Source organism: Rhodococcus sp. T7 (assembly GCF_009872365.1).
In the GTDB taxonomy this organism is placed as follows: Bacteria; Actinomycetota; Actinomycetes; order Mycobacteriales; family Mycobacteriaceae; genus Rhodococcus_F.
Genome location: NZ_WXYH01000289.1, coordinates 1 through 721, shown reverse-complemented (window position 1 = coordinate 721; position 721 = coordinate 1). Strand labels below are relative to the sequence as shown.

1 protein-coding gene is annotated in these 721 nt (G+C 66.9%); it reads left to right on the top strand.

Annotation, left to right across the window (positions count from 1 at the left end; translation table 11 throughout):
- Positions 1–721, top strand: a 721-nt coding sequence (locus MLGJGCBP_RS23680; protein ID WP_160098498.1) for an enoyl-CoA hydratase/isomerase family protein, incomplete at both ends; no start/stop codon positions are given.

Genomic DNA, 721 nt, shown 5'->3' with positions numbered 1-721 from the left:
ACCGGCCGGAACCCGGCATCGCCGTCGTGACGTTGAATCGCCCCGAACGAATGAACTCGATGACGAACACCATGTTCATCGAATTGGAGAAGGTTGCGCTGCAACTGGATCACGAACACGACCTCCGCGTCGTGATCCTCACCGGCGCAGGCAAGGCGTTCTGCGGCGGATTCGACCTCGACGACGCCGAAGGTTTGTCCTCGATGACGCCAATGGGCATGCTGGACCAGCAGGAACTGGCTGCACGCGCCCTCTCGGCGATCCGCAGCATCCGCGTCCCCGTGATCGCGGCGGTCAACGGTGCGGCCGCGGGCGGCGGACTGTCCCTGTCCCTCGCCGCCGACATCCGGATCGGTTCGCCGACGGCACGGTTCAACGCGGCGTTCGTGCGGATCGGCCTGTCCGCAGGCGACCTGGGAGCCTCGTGGCACCTGCCCCGCCTCATCGGTCCGGCACGCGCAGCCGAATTCGCCTACACCGGTCGCTTCATCGAGGCCGTGGAGGCCGAGTCCCTCGGACTGCTGAACGCGGTCGTTCCGGCCGAGTCGCTGCTCGACGAGGCGTTGGCGATGGCGCGCCTCATCAGTGCGAATTCGCCTGCCGGTGTGCAGATGTCGAAGCGTGCGCTCCACGCGAACATGGAAGTGTCGTCGTACGCCGCCGCGCTCGAACTCGAGAATCGCGGGCAGGCACTGCTCACTCGCGGCGACGACATGCCCGA